The following is a 15,092-nucleotide window of genomic DNA, read 5'->3' as shown; positions in this document are numbered from 1 at the left end:
TGCCGACTTTTACTGTCCGACGGCAACGCCGAAGCCGCCACACGAGGAACACATGCGATTTGTCAGTTTTGAAGCCCAGGGACTGCCCACCTACGGGGTGTGGAACGATGAAAACTCCTGGATTCAGGCGCCCGCCGACTTCGTGGCGCAATACCCAGACCTGAAGGCCGTGATCGCGGCCGGCCAGCTCGACGCGCTCGAGGCCGTCGCACGTGCCCAGGGTCAGGTAGTGCAGGCCCGTCAGGCGCACCTACTACCCGTGGTACCCAACCCCGGCAAGATCTTCTGCGTGGGCCTGAACTACAAGAACCATGTGGCCGAAATGAAGCGTGCCGACGCACCATACCCGGCCATCTTCACCCGTTTCGCCGACAGCCTGAACGCCCACGGCGCTCCCCTGCCCAAACCGGCGGCGACGGTCTGCTTCGACTACGAGGGCGAACTGGCCATCATCATCGGCAAGGGCGGCCGGCACATCCGCCAGGTCGATGCCTGGGACCACATCGCCGGCTATGCCTGCTTCAACGACGCCACCGCGCGCGACTGGCAGCGCCACACCCACCAGTGGACGCCCGGCAAAAACTTTCCTGCGACCGGCCCGCTCGGCCCCTTCATGGCCACGCGCAAGGCCATTCCCGACATCACGCAGCTCACGCTGGAAACCAGACTCAACGGCGCCGTCATGCAGCACGCCAGCGTGGCCGATCTGATCTTCACCGTGCCTGTGATCATCGAATACCTGTCGAACTTCACCAACCTGTCGGCCGGCGATGTCATTGCCACCGGCACGCCGGGTGGGGTGGGCGATAAGCGCCAGCCCCCCGCCTACATGCACGTGGGCGACGTGATCGAAGTGGAGATCACCGGCCTAGGCCGTCTGCGCAACGCCGTGGTCGATGCGGCCTGAGCACAAGTCCAAGGAGAAAAATGGCCTCCGGTGCTTATCCAGAAAGCGCCGATTGCAATTAGATTGATAGCTTAAGCAGCCGTCTGACGGCGCTTGCCTGCCAGCCACAGCAAGGCTGCGCCCGTGACCGCAATGGGAACCAGCGAGCCCGCGTTCAGCAGCGTCCAGCCCTGCGTGGTGACCAGCACGCCTGACGAAAAAGAGCTGAGCGCCAGCGTGGCAAACACGCAGAAATTGATGGCGGCCTGGGCACGGTCTTTTTCTTCGGGGCGGTAGGCCGTCAGGGCCAGCGCCGTGGCGCCGGTGAACAGAAAATTCCAGCCCACGCCCAGCAGGAACAGGGCCACGCCAAAGTGCTGCAGCTCCAGCCCCATGAGTGCAATCACCACGCAGGCCGCGTTCAGCAGCACGCCCGCCCCCATGACAGCCAGCACGCCAAAGCGCTTGATGAGGTGGCCCGTGAAGAAGCCCGGCGCAAACATGCCGATCACATGCCACTGCAGCACCGTCGCCGCATCGTCAAAGGCGAAGCCGCACACCTGCATGGCCAGCGGCGTGGCGGCCATCAGCAGGTTCATCACGCCGTAGCCCAGGGCGGCACCCAGCACCGCCACGATGAAAGCTGGTTGCCGCATCAGTTCGGCCAGGGGCCGGCCTTGGGCGGGCTGGCCTGCCGCGTCGAGTACCGGAGGCTGCACCTCAAAGCGGATGGCGGCCATGCACGCCATGGCGATGAGCGCCACGCCCATCAGCGCGATGTAAGCCCCCGCAAAAGGCGCAGGGAACAGCGTGCGCGTGGCGCTGGCCAGGTTGGGGCCCGTGACGGCGCCCAGCAGGCCACCGGCGAGCACCAGTGAAACGGCCTTTTCGCGGAAAGCAGGCAGCGACAGTTCGGCGGCCGCAAAGCGGTAGAGCTGGCCGTTGGCGCTGTAGTAGCCTGCCACCAGGGTCGCGGTGCACAGCAGCCAGAAGTTGGCGCTGAAAGCCGCCCAGGCACACAGCGCGGCGGATGCCACCGCCACGGCCAGTCCGATCTGGAACGACACCTGCCGCCCCCAGCGCTTTTGGCTGCGCGCCACCAGCGGGGTGGACAGCGCGCCGCCCACCACATAGCCCATCACGGGCAGCGTGGCCATCCAGCCGAACGGCGCCAGTTGCAGGCCCACGAGGCCGTTGATGGCGATGAAGACCACGTTGTTGGTCAGGAAAAGGCCCTGGCACAGGGCCAGCAGCCAGAGGTTTCTGTTCACGGCGGTTGGGGTGTGGGGATAAAGGGTAGAGCCTACCCGCTGTGCGGGTCCCGCCCGAAAACAGGGCCTGCATCAAAGTCCGATGGCATTTGTCTGGCATTGTGGGCTGCAGTTGATGAAGATCAGCCACCCTGTGGCCAGGGACCGCTAAGGTGCCGCCAATGCCGTGGCTCCATGCCCGGAGCCGGCCATTGATCGTTTGCCATGGAATCCCTGAACCCTACTGCGGCCCCCCCTGCGGTGCCTGCCCTTGAACTGGTCTGCCCCGCCGGCAGCCTGCCTGCCCTGAAGGCGGCGGTGGACAACGGTGCCAACTGTGTCTACCTGGGCCTGCGCGACGCCACCAACGCCCGCAACTTTGCCGGCCTCAATTTCGACGAGGCGGCCATCGCCAATGGCATCCGCTACGCGCACGAGCGCGGCTGCAAGGTGTTCATGGCGCTGAACACGTACCCGCAGGCGTCCGACCCCGCGCCCTGGCGCAGCGCCATGGACAAGGCGGTGGACCTGGGCGTGGACGCCGTCATCCTGGCCGACCCCGGGCTCATGCAATACGCCGCGCAGCGCCATCCGCAATTGCGCCTGCACCTGTCGGTGCAGGGCTCGGCCACCAACTACGAGGCCATCAATTTCTACCGCGAGCAGTTCGGCATCGTGCGCGCCGTGCTGCCGCGCGTGCTGTCGATGGAGCAGGTGCGCCAGGTCATCGACAAGACGCCGGTGGAGATCGAGGTGTTTGGTTTTGGCAGCCTGTGCGTGATGGTCGAGGGGCGCTGCGCGCTGTCGTCCTACGTCACGGGCGAATCGCCCAACACGCATGGCGTGTGCTCGCCGCCGAAGGCCGTGCGCTGGCAGGAGACGCCGCAGGGCCGCGAGTCGCGCCTGAACGGTGTGCTGATCGACCGCTACGCACCCGGCGAGAACGCCGGCTACCCCACCTTGTGCAAGGGCCGCTTCGACGTGGGCGACGACGAGAACTACTACGCCATCGAAGAGCCCACCAGCCTCAACACGCTGGAGCTGCTGCCCCAGCTGCTGAAAATCGGCGTGCGCGCCATCAAGATCGAAGGCCGCCAGCGCAGCCCCGCGTATGTGGCGCAGGTCACCAAGGTCTGGCGCGAAGCCATGGACCAGTGCCTGGCCAATCCCCACCGCTACGCCCCCAAGACGACCTGGATGGCCAGCCTCGACCAGGTGGCCGAGGGCCAGCAGCACACGCTGGGCGCCTACCACCGCCCCTGGAAATGACGCACCCCGGAGACCGCACCATGAAACTATCCCTGGGTCCGTTGCTGTACTACTGGCCGCGCGAAACCATCTTCGCTTTCTATGAGGCCATGGCCGCCACGCCGCTCGACGTGGTCTATCTGGGCGAAACTGTGTGCTCGCGCCGCCATGAGTTGCGCCTGGCCGACTGGTTGGACATCGCCCGCATGCTGCAGGACGCGGGCAAGCAGGCCGTGCTGTCCACGCAGGTGCTGATCGAGTCGGGCTCGGATGTGAGCGTGCTGCACAAGATCGCCGCCAACACCGACTTCACCGTCGAGGCCAACGACATGGGCGCGGTGCGCTGCCTGTCGGGCCAGCGCCCCTTCGTGGCCGGTCCGCACCTGAACCTGTACAACGCTCCCTCGCTGCAATGGATGGCCCAGCTGGGCGCCAACCGCTGGGTGATGCCGCTGGAGATGGCGCAGGATGCGCTGGCCGCCATGCTGGTGAACCGCCCGGCCGGGCTCGAAACGGAAGTGTTCGCCTACGGGCGCATGCCGCTGGCCTACTCGGCGCGCTGCTTCACCGCGCGCCACCGCAACCTGCCCAAGGACGACTGCCGCTTCAGCTGCCTGGAGCACGCCGACGGCCTGACGCTGCGCACGCGCGAGAGCGAGGATTTCCTCGTGCTCAATGGCACGCAGACGCAATCGGCCCGCGTCTACAACCTGGCCAACGAACTGGCCGCGATGGGCGCCATGGGCGTGGATCTGGTGCGGCTGAGTCCGCAGTCGCAGCACATGGCACAGATCATTGCGCTGTTCGATGAAGCGCGCGGCCCGGCGCAGCCCGCCAGCGTGGACTATGTCGAGCGCATGCAACCCTTCATGCCCGACCAGCCCTGCAATGGCTACTGGTTTGGCCGTCCCGGTCTGGAGCAGGGGCATGCCGCAAGCCATGCGCCCGGCCCCTGATGTTCACCGTGCTTTTCACCCTGGCCCGAGTGCCACTCCCACGCCATGGCTGCTTCTTCTGATCTTCTGGTGGTTCCCGCTCCGGTGGGGGCCTTGCTGTCGCGCCTGCCCGCCTACCCCGGCTCGCTGCTGCTGGTGACCGCGCTCAACCTGGCGCTGGCCCGCCACCTGCCCGCCGATGTGGGCCAGTTGATGTTGCACAAGAAGATGCGCGTGCAGGTGCGCGATGCGCGCCTGACGTTCGACTTCGCCTGGACCGGCCAGCGCTTTGCGCCCCAGGCCCCGCTGGTGCCCCCCGCCGTGGCCGACCTGACGCTGAGCGCCACCGCCCACGACTTTTTGCTGCTGGCCCAGCGCCAGCAAGACCCCGACACCCTGTTCTTCAACCGCCGCCTGTCCATGGAGGGCGACACCGAGCTGGGCCTGGTGGTGAAAAACGCGCTCGATGCCATCGAGCTGCCCGTGCTCGACCCGCGCCAGTGGACACCGCGCCAGGTGCTGGGCCGCCTGCGCCAGCGCATGGATTCTGCGCGCAGCGCCGGACGATGACCATGGCCGCCGATCCCAACCACCCCTTGGTCTATTCCTGCTCCGGCTGCTCCAGCGCCGCGCAGCTGGCCAACCATGTGGCGCTGCAGCTCGATCGGCACGGCGTGGCCGAGATGTCGTGCATCGCCGGCGTGGGGGGTGACGTGCCGCATCTGATGAAGATCGTACGCTCGGGCCGGCCCATCATTGCGCTCGACGGTTGCCCGCTGGTCTGCGTCAAAAGCACGCTGGCGCGCCACGGGATTGCTGCCGACAAGCACTACCAGCTGCAGCAATACGGCGTGAAAAAGCGCACGCACGAAGACTTCGACCCCGTGCAGGCCGCGCTGGTGCTGGAGCAGGTGGAGGCCGACCAGATGGCGCAGCCCCTGCAACGCTCGGCGCTGCGGCCCGCTGCCATGGAGCCCTCGCATGGCTGATGCCCAACGCCCGCGCCGCGTCATCGTGGCCATCTCGGGCGCCAGCGGCGCCGTGTATGGCGCGCGGCTGCTGCAGGTGCTGCAGGGCCAGAGCGGCATCGAGACGCACCTGGTCGTCTCCGACGCCGGCTGGCGCAACCTGCGGCACGAGCTCGACATGGACCGCCCCACCGTGGAGGCCCTGGCGCACCGCGTGCACGATGTGGCCAACGTGGGCGCGGCGATTGCGAGTGGCTCGTTCCAATGCCATGCCATGGTGGTCGCGCCGTGCTCCATGCGTACGCTGGCGGCCATCGCCCATGGCCTGGCCGACAACCTGCTGACGCGCGCGGCCGATGTGGCGCTCAAGGAGCGCCGCCGCCTGGTGCTGATGGTGCGCGAATCGCCGCTGCACCTCACGCACCTGCGCAACATGGTGGCGGTGACCGAGATGGGCGCCATCGTCTGCCCGCCGCTGCCCGCCTTCTACCTGCGCCCGCAGACCGTGGGCGAGGTGGTGGACTACAGCGTGGCGCGCGCGCTGGACCTCATCGACGTGGCGCACGACCTGGCGCCGCGCTGGGAGGGGTTGGAGCTAAATGCTCCGTGATTCATAGCTTCTGGCGCTTATTGTATAAGCGCTAGAGGCCAATTCCATTCAAATCCTGGTACTGATATGGCCTACCGCGACCTGCGCGACTTCATGGCCCAGCTCGAAGCCACGGGCGACCTGCGCCGCGTGGCGGACAGCGTGTCGCCCCACCTGGAGATGACCGCGCTGAGCGACCGCGTGCTGCGTGCCGGCGGCCCCGCGCTGCTGTTCACGCAGCCCACGGGCCACCGCATGCCCGTGCTGACCAACCTGTTCGGTACGCCCGAGCGCGTGGCCCGCGCCATGGGCGTGGCCGACCTGCGCGGCGTGCGCGCTTTCGGCGAGCTGCTGGCCACGCTCAAGGAGCCCGAGGCGCCCAAGGGCTTCAAGGACATGCTGGGCATGGGCCACTTGCTCAAGACCCTGTGGAACATGGCGCCACACACCGTGGGCCGGGGCGCGCCCTGCCAGCAAGAGGTGTGGGAAGGCCCCGATGTGGATCTGGCCCGCCTGCCCGTGCAGCACTGCTGGCCGGGCGACGTGGCGCCGCTCATCACCTGGGGCCTGACCATCACGCGCGGCCCGCGCAAGACGCGGCAGAACCTGGGCATCTACCGCCAGCAGGTGATCTCGCGCAACCAGGTCATCCTGCGCTGGCTGGCCCACCGGGGCGGAGCGCTGGATTTCCGCGACCACTGCGCGACCCACCCCGGCCAGCCTTACCCCGTCGCTGTGGCGCTGGGCGCCGACCCGGCCACGCTGCTGGGCGCCGTCACGCCCGTGCCGGACTCGTTGAGCGAATACCAGTTCGCGGGCCTGCTGCGCGGAGCCCGCACCGAGGTCACACCCGCGCTGGGCGTGCCGCTCACGGTGCCGGCCACGGCCGAGATCGTGCTCGAGGGCCATATCCAGCCCGATGCCAGCCACGCGAGCGGCTGGCAGCATGCGCTGGAAGGGCCCTACGGCGACCACACCGGCTACTACAACGAATGCGCCGAGTTCCCCGTGCTCACCATCGACCGCATCACGCTGCGCAAGGACGCGATTTACCACAGCACCTACACCGGCAAGCCCCCTGACGAGCCCGCCGTGCTGGGCCTGGCGATGAACGAGCTGTTCATCCCTTTGCTGCAAAAGCAGTTCCCCGAGATCGTGGACTTCTACCTGCCGCCCGAAGGCTGCAGCTACCGCATGGCCGTGGTGAGCATCAAGAAGGCTTACGCGGGCCACGCCCGGCGCGTGATGATGGGTGTGTGGAGCCACCTGCGCCAGTTCATGTACACCAAGTTCATCGTGGTGGTGGACGACGATGTGGACGTGCGCGATTGGAAGGAAGTCATCTGGGCCATCACCACCCGCATGGACCCGGCGCGCGACGCCATGATGGTGGAGAACACCCCCATCGACTACCTCGACTTCGCCTCGCCCGTGAGCGGCCTGGGCAGCAAGATGGGCCTGGACGCCACCAACAAGTGGCCCGGCGAGACCCAGCGCGAGTGGGGCCGGCCCATGGCCATGGACGCCGAGGTGGTGGCGCGCATGGACGGGCTGGCGCAGGCGCTGGGGTTGTAAGGTCGATACCACCGGCGACCCGGTTTTCTTTCCAGATGACATCGTTCACAAATGGCGATAAGATAGTAATAAGTTACTCACTTTTATCATGAAAAACACCACCACCGAGGCCGCTCCGCCCAAGCATCTGCCTGCCGACGAACGCCGCGCCGTCACCGTCGAGGCCGTGGTGGCGCTGGCGGCCACGCAGAACCCGAGCGAGATCACCACCTCGGCCATTGCCCAGCACATGCACCTCACGCAGGGCGCGCTGTTCCGGCACTTCCCGAACAAGGACGCGATCCTGCAGGCGGTGATGGACTGGGTGGCCACGCAGCTGCTGGCGCGCATCGACCGTGCGGCCGACGGCGCGGCTTCGCCCCTGGCGGCGCTGCGGGCCATGTTCATGGCGCATGTCGCCTTCGTGGCCGAGCACCCGGGCGCGCCGCGCATCATCTTCGGCGAACTGCAGCGCGCGGGCGATACGCTCCCCAAGCAGATGGTGCAGACGCTCATCACCAGCTATGGCAAGCGCCTGCAGGACCTCATCGCGCAAGGCCAGGCGCAGGGCGAGGTGCATGCGGGCCTCGATGTACCGGCGGCGGCCACGCTGTTCATCGGCACCATCCAGGGCCTGGTGATGCAGTCGCTGATCACCGGCGACATGCAGCGCATGCGCAGCGACGCCCCCCGGGTTTTTGCCATCTACCAGCGCGGCATTGCGCCCGCCAGCGAAAGCACATGATGAAATATGACCCCCACGCTCCCCACTTCGTGTGGTCGCTTCCCCCCGAGGGGGCCGCTTTTCATCTTGGGGCGGCCCGGCGATGAAAAAATTCCCTCTGCAAGGCCGCACGCTGGCGCTGCTGGCCGTGGTGGTGCCCCTGCTGGCGCTGTTCGTCTATGTGGTGCTGCGCTCGGGTCCGCTGGCGCCGGTGGCGGTCACGCTGGCCCAGGTCGAGCGCAAGGCCCTCACGCCGGCGCTGTTTGGCGTGGGCACCATCGGCGCCCGCACCACCACCAAAATCGGCCCCACGGTGGCCGGGCGCATCCAGCGGCTGGATGTGGACGTGGGCGACTCTGTCCAGGCCGGCCAGGTGCTGGGCGAGATGGATGCGGTCGATCTGCAAGACCGCCTGCAGGCCCAGGAGGCCGCACTGCGGCGCGTGCAGGCCAGCCTGCGCGAGGCCCAGGCACGCCAGGCCCATGCGCAGGCCCAGGCCACGCGGTATGCGCAATTGCTGGCCGTGCGCTCGACCAGCGAAGAGCTGGCCGCCGCCAAGCAACAGGAGCTGCAGGTGGCCGATGCCGCCGTGGCCGCCGCGCAGGCCGAAGCGGTGCGCGTGCGTGCCGAGCGCGCCGCCATCGGCACGCAGTGGCGCCATCTGCGCCTGGTGGCGCCCGCCGCAGGCCTGGTGACGCTGCGCTTCGCCGACCCCGGCACCACCGTGGTGGCGGGCCAGGCGGTGGTGGAGGTGGTGGATCCGGCCAGCCTGTGGATCAACGTGCGCCTGGACCAGATCAACGCGCACGGCCTGAAGGCCGGCCTGCCGGCCCATGTGGTGCTGCGCTCGCGCGCGGGCCAGGCGCTGGCGGGGCGGGTGCTGCGCGTCGAGCCGCTGGCCGACGCCGTGACCGAGGAAACGCTGGCCAAGGTGGTGTTCGAGGCCTTGCCCTCGCCCTTGCCGCCGCTCGGGGAACTGGCCGAAGTGACCATCGCCCTGCCCGCGCTGGCGGCGCAACCCGTGCTGCCCAATGCCGCCGTGCAGCGCGTGGGCGGCCAGACCGGCGTGTGGCGCTGGGTCGATGGCCAGCTGCAATTCGCGCCAGTGCAATTGGGCAGCGCCGATCTCGACGGCCATGTGCAGGTGCTGCAGGGGCTGGACGAGGGCGACCAGGTGGTCGTCTACAGCGAAAAACCCCTGACCGAGCGCAGCCGCATCCGGGTGGTGGAGCACCTGGCCCCAGGCGCGGCCCAGGGGGCAGCCAAGGGCGCGCCATGATCAGCCTGTCCGGCCGCGACATCCTGCATGCCTGGGGCAAGTTTGTCTTCACCGGCGTGGGCCTGGGCCTGCTGATCGGTGTGACGCTGACCATGGCCGGGGTGTACCGCGGCATGGTGGACGACGGCAAGGCGCTGCTCGACAACAGCCGCGCCGACATCTGGGTGGTGCAGAAAGACACGCTCGGGCCTTATGCCGAATCGTCCAGCCTGCAGGACGACCTGTACCGCGGCATCCTGGCGATGCCCGGCGTGGCCCAGGCCGCCAACGTCACCTACCTCACCACGCAGGTGCGCAAGGGCAGCAGCGATGTGCGCGCCATGGTGGTGGGTATTGCGCCAGGCCCGGCGGGCGCCACGCCGGGCTGGCCGCCGCACCTGGTGGACGGGCGCCAGGTCACGCGCGGCCATTACGAAGCCGTGGCCGACGTGGCGGCCGGTTTCCAGCTGGGTGAGCGCCTGACGGTGCGGCGCAACCACTACACCGTGGTCGGGCTGACGCGCCGCATGGTGTCCTCCAGCGGCGACCCGATGGTGTTCATACCGCTCAAGGATGCGCAAGAGGCGCAGTTCCTCAAGGACAACGACGCCATCTGGCACAGCCGCCGCCGCACCGAGGCCAACCCGGCCTTCAACCGCCCGGCGGTGCCCGGCCTGCTCGATGCCGTGATCGCCTCGCAAAGCACCAATGCCTTCGTCAACGCCGTGCTGGTGACCGTGCAGCCCGGCGTCGCCCCGCAGGAGGTGGCCCAGGCCATCCAGCGCTGGAAGCGGCTTACGGCCTACACGCGCCCGCAGATGGAAGAAATCCTGGTCAGCAAGCTGATCGCCACGTCGGCGCGGCAGATCGGCATGTTCCTGGCCATCCTCGCCGTGGTCAGCGCCGCCATCGTGGCCTTCATCATCTATTCGCTCACGATGGACAAGATCCGCGAGATCGCCGTGCTCAAGCTCATTGGCACGCGCAACCGCACCATCGCCGCCATGATCCTGCAGCAGGCGCTGGCACTGGGGGTGATCGGCTTCGTGGTGGGCAAGATCTCGGCCACGTTCGCCGCGCCCTTCTTTCCCAAGTACGTGCTGCTCATGCCCATGGATTCGGTGGCCGGCTTCTTCGCCGTGCTGGGCATCTGCGTGATCGCCAGCGTGGTCGCCATCCGCATGGCGCTGCGGGTGGACCCGGCGCAGGCCATAGGCTGATAGGAGGGTGATGCCATGAGCGCCAAAGGAATCCGCGTGGAAGGCCTGAGCAAAAGCTTCGGCAAGGGTGACACCGCCGTGCACGCCCTCAAAGACGTCAACCTGCAGGTCAGCCCCGGCGAAGTGGTCGGGCTGGTGGGGCCGTCGGGCTCGGGCAAGAGCACGCTGCTCAAGTGCCTGGGCGCCGTCATCGATCCCACCGCCGGGCGCATGGTGCTGGGCGACGAGGTGATCTACGACAACGGCTGGCAGGTGCGCGACCTGCGCGCGCTGCGGCGCGACAAGATCGGCTTCGTCTTCCAGGCGCCCTACCTGATTCCGTTTCTGGACGCCACCGACAACGTCGCCTTGCTGCCCATGCTGGCCGGCGTGCCCAACGCCCAGGCCCGCGCGCGGGCGCTTGAATTGCTCACCGCGCTCGATGTGCAGCACCGCGCGCGCGCCATGCCGGCCCAGCTCTCGGGCGGCGAGCAGCAGCGCATCTCGATTGCCCGCGGCCTGGTCAACCGCCCACCCGTCATCCTGGCCGACGAGCCCACCGCGCCCCTGGACAGCGCGCGCGCCCTGGCCGTGATCCGCATCCTCAACGACATGGCGCGCCGGTTCGAAACCGCCGTCATCGTGGTCACGCACGACGAAAAGATCATCCCCACCTTCCGGCGGATTTACCACATCCGCGACGGCGTGACGCACGAGGAAGCGGGCGAAGGCCGCAGTCTTGCATAACCCTCCACAAGGAAACGCCATGCCCCACCCCCTGCAGCGCAGCGCCCATGCCCGGCTTGCGCTGGCTGCTGCTACCTGTGCGGCGCTGCTGGCCGGCTGCACCACCGGGCCCGACTTTCGCCCGCCGGCCGCGCCCGACAGCGTGCAGATTTCCGCGCAGGGGCCCGCACCGCACCCGGCGGCCGCCATCGACCTGGCCGCACCGTGGTGGCACCAGTTGGGCTCGCCCCCCTTGAACCAGCTGATCGACCAGGCGCTGGCCGCCAGCCCCACGCTGGCCGCCGCCGAGGCCACGCTGCGCCAGGCGCAAGAGATGCAGGCGGCGCAGGCCGGCGCCACGCAACTGCCCCGCGTCGATGCCAGCGCGGGCGCCCAGCGCCAGCGCATCTCGCCCAGCGCGCAGGGCCTGCCGGGCGAAGGGCGCAGCTTTGGCCAGACCAGCGCCAGCCTCGGCGTGCGCTACACGCTCGACCTGGCCGGCGGCAACCGGCGCGCCCTGGAGGCCCTGGGCGCCCGCACCGACTACCGGCGCTACCAGCTCGAAGGCGCGCGGCTGAACCTGGCGGCCAGCGTCGTCGGCACCGCCATCACGCAGGCGCGGCTGGCGGCGCAGATCGAGGCGCTGCAGGCCATCGTGCAACTGCAAGACGAGCAGCTGCACCTGGCCGGCGAACGCCTGCGCCTGGGCCAGGCCGCGCACAGCGAGGTGCTGGCGCTGCAGGCGCAGGTGGAGCAAACGCGCGCCAGCGTGCCGCTGCTGCGCCAGCAGCACCAGCAAAGCAGCCACCTGCTGGCCACGCTGGCCGGGCGCGAGCCCACGGCGCAGGGGCTGCCCCGGTTCACGCTGGACGATTTCACACTGCCGACCGATCTGCCCCAGGCCATTCCGTCCGGGTGGGTGCGCCAGCGCCCCGACATCCAGGGCGCGCAGGCGCTGCTGCATGCGGCCACCGCCGATTACGGTGTGGCCGTGGCACGCCTGTACCCGCAAATCAACCTCAGTGCCAGCCTGGGCTCGCAGGCGTTGACCACGGGCGCCTTGTTTGGCGGTGGCGCCGCCGTGTGGAGCCTGATCGGCCAGATCACGCAGCCCTTGTTCAACCCCGCGCTGCCGGCCGAAAAGCGCGCTGCGCTGGCGGCGCTGGACGCCGCCGCCGCCAACTACCAGGGCGTGGTGCTGGAGGCCTTGCGCAGCGTGGCCGATGCCTTGCACGCGCTGGACACCGACGCCCAGGCGCTGGCCGCGCAGGCCGGTGCCGATGCCGCCGCGCAGGGCAGCCTGCAGTCGATGCAGCGGCAGTACGCACTGGGTTCTGCCAGCTATCTGCAGCTGCTCAGTGCCCAGCAGCAGGCGCAGCAGATCCGCACCGACCTGGTGGCGGCCCAGGCGCGGCGCCTGCTGGGCAGTGCCACGCTGTACCAGGCCGTGGGTGCGGGCTGGGCGGGCGCGCTGCCTGTGCCGGCCGGCCCTGGCGGCTGAGCGGCGCTCAGGCCGTCAGCAGAGGGGCATCAGTCCAGCCAGCCCTGGGGCACCTTGTCGGCTTTCTTTTCCACCGGGTTGGCCAGCAGCGACTGCGCCGCGTACTGGCGCATGAACTCCTTGGCCTTGTCGGGCCGGGCCGTGAGCCAGGCGTCGTAGGCGCCTTCGTTCAGGATGGCGGGCATGCTTTTTTCGCTGCCCGGCTGGCCGTAGCGGTGCAGCAGGGCGTGGTTGTTGGCGTTCACCGTGAGCAGGCAATAGCTGATGATCACTTCGCCATCGGCGCCCTGCCAGCGCGCCCACAGGCCCGCCACGCCCATCGGCTTGCCGTCCACGCGGGCAACCCGGGTGGGCACGGCCTTGCCGCTGCGCAGGTCGTCTTCATAGAACGCGGCCATGGGCACGATGCAGCGCTGGCCATTCAGCCAGGCATCGCGAAACGCCGTGCCGGTGGAGGCCAGGTCGGACTTGGCGTTGACCAGCTTGGGCGCGCGCAGCTTTGCATCCGACGCCGACTTGACCCAGTGCGGCACCAGGCCCCACTGTGCGGACACCAGCATGCGGGTGGTGGCGGCGCTGGCATCGGTGGCCGCCTCGGACGCCGTGCCCGGTGCCTGCGCCAGCGCCGCCGCCGTGGCCGCATGCACGATGAAGAAGCCGGGCTTGCGTGGCCACAGGTGGCGTTCGCCCAGGGCCTCGGGGGGCTCCACCGCGAAAGCCTCGCGGTAGGTGTCGGCTTGCTGCAGGGTTTCGTAATGGGTGCTCATGGGGCGATGGTACCCGTGCCGTGGGAAGGTTTGAAGCAAAACAGGCCTCTAGCGCTTGTTGAATAAACGCTGATAGCTATCAAAATAGAAGCGAATTAGGTAACGCTCAGGCCCGCAAGCTTGCTGCCGCTGATGTGCATCAAGGCCCCTGTCGCCTGCGTTTTGACGCGCACCGGCGGTGTTTTCACAATGCCGGCATGGACTTCGCACCTTCCACCCTGGCCCGGCAACTGCATGATCGCCTGCGGGCCTTCATGGACCGCTACCTGCTGCCCTACAACGCGGCCTGGCATGCGGCCGTGCAGGCGGGCGACTACCCGCCGCCGTTTGTGGAAGACCTCAAGGCCCTGGCGCGCGAGGAGGGGCTGTGGAACCTGTTCCTGCCCACGTTGCGCGATGACGAGCCGGGCACGCGCCTGTCCAACCTCGACTACGCGCCACTGGCCGAGGCCATGGGCCGCCTGCCCTGGGCGCCCGAGGTGTTCAACTGCCACGCGCCCGACACCGGCAACATCGAGCTGCTGCACCGCTTTGCCACGCCCGCGCAGCGCGCCGCGTGGCTGGTGCCGCTGCTCGACGGCCAGATGCGTTCGGCCTTTGCCATGAGCGAGCCCGATGTGGCCTCGTCCGACCCCACCAACCTGCAGACCACGGTGCGGCGCGAGGGGGACGACTTGGTGCTGAACGGCCGCAAGTGGTTCATCACCGGTGCGGCGCACCCGCACTGCCAACTGCTCATCGTGCTGTGCCGCAATGCCGATGCCGATGCGGCCGACAGCCACCAGCGCCACAGCATGGTGCTGGTGCCCGCCGATGCGCCGGGCGTGCAGATCGTGCGCAACATCCCCGTGTTGCACCACCACGCCCCCGAGGGGCATTGCGAGATCCTGCTGCAGGGCGTGCGCGTGCCGGCCGATCACCTGCTGGGCGATTGGGGCGCCGGCTTTGCCATGGCCCAGGCGCGCCTGGGGCCGGGGCGCGTGCACCACTGCATGCGCACCATCGGGCAGTGCGAGCTGGCGCTGCAACTGGCCACCGGGCGCGCGCTGGAGCGCACGGCGTTTGGCAAGCCGCTGGCCGATCAGGCCAACGTGCAGGAGTGGATTGCCGAGTCGCGCATCGAGATCGACCAGGCGCGCCTCTTGGTGCTGCATGCGGCTTGGCTGCTGGACCAGGGCAGTTCTGCGGACGCGCGCCAGACCCGCGCCCAGGTCGCCGCCATCAAGGTGGTGGCCGCGCGCCTGCAGCAGCGCGTGGTGGACCGCGCCATGCAGATTTTCGGCGCCATGGGCCTGTCGCCCGACACCCCGCTGGCCGCCTTCTGGACCTGGGGGCGCGCGCTGCGCCTGATGGACGGGCCCGACGAGGTGCACCTGCGCACCGTGGCGCGGCACGAGCTGGCCCGGGCGCGCGCCGGGCTGGGGGATGCGGCGGCTTACTTCACCACGCCCGAGCAGTTGCGTGCGCCGCCCCACCTGAGCGCCTGA

At 68.8% G+C, this 15,092-nt stretch carries 15 protein-coding genes; 13 read left to right on the top strand and 2 right to left on the bottom strand.

Features of this window, described 5'->3' with window-relative positions:
• Window positions 1–52 precede the first annotated feature (52 nt).
• Window positions 53–907 carry a fumarylacetoacetate hydrolase family protein gene (locus AC1Q5S_RS04195; RefSeq protein ID WP_422204762.1) on the top strand — a complete coding sequence of 285 codons (855 nt, stop codon included), beginning with the start codon at window positions 53–55 and terminating at the stop codon, window positions 905–907.
• A 71-nt stretch (window positions 908–978) separates the two neighbouring features.
• Here the strand turns inward: AC1Q5S_RS04195 and AC1Q5S_RS04190 are convergent, their stop codons facing one another.
• On the bottom strand, window positions 979–2,157 hold the full coding sequence (locus AC1Q5S_RS04190) for an MFS transporter (RefSeq protein WP_422204760.1): 1,179 nt from the start codon (window positions 2,155–2,157) through the stop codon (window positions 979–981).
• Between the two features lie 204 nt (window positions 2,158–2,361).
• On the opposite strand from AC1Q5S_RS04190, the gene ubiU reads away from it, so the two are divergent.
• The 11 genes from ubiU to AC1Q5S_RS04135 all read left to right on the top strand — a co-directional run bounded on the left by ubiU (window position 2,362) and on the right by AC1Q5S_RS04135 (window position 12,838).
• Window positions 2,362–3,405: a ubiquinone anaerobic biosynthesis protein UbiU gene (gene ubiU, locus AC1Q5S_RS04185; protein ID WP_303837430.1), complete on the top strand. Its 1,044-nt coding sequence runs from the start codon at window positions 2,362–2,364 to the stop codon at window positions 3,403–3,405.
• Window positions 3,406–3,425: 20 nt separating this feature from the next.
• Window positions 3,426–4,340, top strand: a complete 915-nt coding sequence (locus AC1Q5S_RS04180; RefSeq protein WP_303837432.1) for a U32 family peptidase — start codon at window positions 3,426–3,428, stop codon at window positions 4,338–4,340.
• Window positions 4,341–4,385: 45 nt separating this feature from the next.
• Window positions 4,386–4,889 carry a ubiquinone anaerobic biosynthesis accessory factor UbiT gene (gene ubiT, locus AC1Q5S_RS04175; RefSeq protein WP_303837434.1) on the top strand — a complete coding sequence of 168 codons (504 nt, stop codon included), beginning with the start codon at window positions 4,386–4,388 and terminating at the stop codon, window positions 4,887–4,889.
• A complete protein-coding gene (locus AC1Q5S_RS04170) occupies window positions 4,886–5,308 on the top strand; it encodes a putative zinc-binding protein (protein WP_422204757.1) in 423 nt (140 codons plus the stop codon). The genes ubiT and AC1Q5S_RS04170 overlap by 4 nt, the downstream gene beginning before the upstream one ends.
• Window positions 5,301–5,897, top strand: a complete 597-nt coding sequence (locus tag AC1Q5S_RS04165; protein ID WP_303837438.1) for a UbiX family flavin prenyltransferase — start codon at window positions 5,301–5,303, stop codon at window positions 5,895–5,897. The genes AC1Q5S_RS04170 and AC1Q5S_RS04165 overlap by 8 nt, the downstream gene beginning before the upstream one ends.
• A 66-nt stretch (window positions 5,898–5,963) precedes the next feature.
• Window positions 5,964–7,451, top strand: a complete 1,488-nt coding sequence (gene ubiD / locus AC1Q5S_RS04160) for a 4-hydroxy-3-polyprenylbenzoate decarboxylase (RefSeq protein WP_492238380.1) — start codon at window positions 5,964–5,966, stop codon at window positions 7,449–7,451.
• Between the two features lie 88 nt (window positions 7,452–7,539).
• A complete protein-coding gene (locus AC1Q5S_RS04155) occupies window positions 7,540–8,175 on the top strand; it encodes a TetR/AcrR family transcriptional regulator (RefSeq protein ID WP_422204752.1) in 636 nt (211 codons plus the stop codon).
• Window positions 8,176–8,257: 82 nt separating this feature from the next.
• Complete coding sequence (locus tag AC1Q5S_RS04150; protein WP_303837444.1) at window positions 8,258–9,433, top strand: efflux RND transporter periplasmic adaptor subunit; 1,176 nt, start codon at window positions 8,258–8,260, stop codon at window positions 9,431–9,433.
• Window positions 9,430–10,632, top strand: coding sequence for an ABC transporter permease (locus AC1Q5S_RS04145; RefSeq protein ID WP_422204750.1), 1,203 nt, complete (start codon window positions 9,430–9,432; stop codon window positions 10,630–10,632). Before AC1Q5S_RS04150 ends, AC1Q5S_RS04145 begins: the two co-directional genes overlap by 4 nt.
• Before the next feature lie 15 nt (window positions 10,633–10,647).
• On the top strand, window positions 10,648–11,358 hold the full coding sequence (locus AC1Q5S_RS04140) for an ABC transporter ATP-binding protein (RefSeq protein WP_422204748.1): 711 nt from the start codon (window positions 10,648–10,650) through the stop codon (window positions 11,356–11,358).
• Window positions 11,359–11,377: 19 nt separating this feature from the next.
• Window positions 11,378–12,838, top strand: coding sequence for an efflux transporter outer membrane subunit (locus AC1Q5S_RS04135; RefSeq protein ID WP_492238379.1), 1,461 nt, complete (start codon window positions 11,378–11,380; stop codon window positions 12,836–12,838).
• 29 nt (window positions 12,839–12,867) lie between these two features.
• On the opposite strand, the gene AC1Q5S_RS04130 is transcribed toward AC1Q5S_RS04135, so the two are convergent.
• Window positions 12,868–13,605: an SOS response-associated peptidase gene (locus AC1Q5S_RS04130; protein ID WP_492238378.1), complete on the bottom strand. Its 738-nt coding sequence runs from the start codon at window positions 13,603–13,605 to the stop codon at window positions 12,868–12,870.
• Window positions 13,606–13,802: 197 nt separating this feature from the next.
• Between AC1Q5S_RS04130 and AC1Q5S_RS04125 the strand changes: the two genes are divergently transcribed.
• Complete coding sequence (locus AC1Q5S_RS04125) at window positions 13,803–15,092, top strand: acyl-CoA dehydrogenase family protein (RefSeq protein WP_492238377.1); 1,290 nt, start codon at window positions 13,803–13,805, stop codon at window positions 15,090–15,092.

The organism is Acidovorax sp. GW835-FHT14B10 (assembly GCF_058793725.1).
The sequence above is the reverse complement of the archived record's forward strand: the minus strand, read 5'-3'. Positions and strand labels throughout refer to the sequence as shown.

What these genes read in the sequence shown, in the direction of transcription:
- AC1Q5S_RS04195 (WP_422204762.1), top strand. Translation starts at nt 53, where the DNA reads ATGCGATTTGTCAGTTTTGAAGCCCAGGGACTGCCCACCTACGGGGTG.
- ubiU (WP_303837430.1), top strand. Translation starts at nt 2,362, where the DNA reads ATGGAATCCCTGAACCCTACTGCGGCCCCCCCTGCGGTGCCTGCCCTT.
- AC1Q5S_RS04145 (WP_422204750.1), top strand. Translation starts at nt 9,430, where the DNA reads ATGATCAGCCTGTCCGGCCGCGACATCCTGCATGCCTGGGGCAAGTTT.
- AC1Q5S_RS04165 (WP_303837438.1), top strand. Translation starts at nt 5,301, where the DNA reads ATGGCTGATGCCCAACGCCCGCGCCGCGTCATCGTGGCCATCTCGGGC.
- AC1Q5S_RS04180 (WP_303837432.1), top strand. Translation starts at nt 3,426, where the DNA reads ATGAAACTATCCCTGGGTCCGTTGCTGTACTACTGGCCGCGCGAAACC.
- AC1Q5S_RS04130 (WP_492238378.1), bottom strand. Translation starts at nt 13,605, where the DNA reads ATGAGCACCCATTACGAAACCCTGCAGCAAGCCGACACCTACCGCGAG.
- AC1Q5S_RS04140 (WP_422204748.1), top strand. Translation starts at nt 10,648, where the DNA reads ATGAGCGCCAAAGGAATCCGCGTGGAAGGCCTGAGCAAAAGCTTCGGC.
- AC1Q5S_RS04150 (WP_303837444.1), top strand. Translation starts at nt 8,258, where the DNA reads ATGAAAAAATTCCCTCTGCAAGGCCGCACGCTGGCGCTGCTGGCCGTG.
- AC1Q5S_RS04135 (WP_492238379.1), top strand. Translation starts at nt 11,378, where the DNA reads ATGCCCCACCCCCTGCAGCGCAGCGCCCATGCCCGGCTTGCGCTGGCT.
- AC1Q5S_RS04155 (WP_422204752.1), top strand. Translation starts at nt 7,540, where the DNA reads ATGAAAAACACCACCACCGAGGCCGCTCCGCCCAAGCATCTGCCTGCC.
- AC1Q5S_RS04125 (WP_492238377.1), top strand. Translation starts at nt 13,803, where the DNA reads ATGGACTTCGCACCTTCCACCCTGGCCCGGCAACTGCATGATCGCCTG.
- ubiD (WP_492238380.1), top strand. Translation starts at nt 5,964, where the DNA reads ATGGCCTACCGCGACCTGCGCGACTTCATGGCCCAGCTCGAAGCCACG.
- AC1Q5S_RS04170 (WP_422204757.1), top strand. Translation starts at nt 4,886, where the DNA reads ATGACCATGGCCGCCGATCCCAACCACCCCTTGGTCTATTCCTGCTCC.
- ubiT (WP_303837434.1), top strand. Translation starts at nt 4,386, where the DNA reads ATGGCTGCTTCTTCTGATCTTCTGGTGGTTCCCGCTCCGGTGGGGGCC.